At 69.2% G+C, this 370-nt stretch carries 1 protein-coding gene; it reads left to right on the forward strand.

Features of this window, described 5'->3' with window-relative positions; genetic code table 11:
• A partial coding sequence (locus RKE29_RS30585) for a roadblock/LC7 domain-containing protein (RefSeq protein WP_312008932.1) occupies positions 1-370 on the forward strand: 370 nt, incomplete at both ends.

Here is a 370-nt window from a genome sequence, read left to right on the forward strand (position 1 = left end):
CAGGCGGCGCAGAATCTGAACTGGTTGATCACCAGCTTCGTGGACAACACCCCCGGGGTGTCGCACACGGTGGTGGTCTCCGCCGACGGACTCCTCCTGGCGATGTCCGAGGGATTCCCCCGCGACCGCGCCGACCAGCTCGCCGCCGTCGCCTCCGGACTGACCTCGCTCACCGCCGGAGCCTCCCGCATCTTCGAGGGCGGCGCCGTCAACCAGACCGTCGTGGAGATGGAACGCGGCTTCCTGTTCATCATGGCCATCTCCGACGGCTCCTCCCTCGCCGTCCTGGCCCACCCCGAATGCGACATCGGCCTCGTCGGCTACGAAATGGCCCTCCTCGTCGACCGCGCCGGAGGCGTCCTCACCCCCG

Source organism: Streptomyces sp. B1866 (assembly GCF_031932565.1).
Classification (GTDB): Bacteria; Actinomycetota; Actinomycetes; order Streptomycetales; family Streptomycetaceae; genus Streptomyces.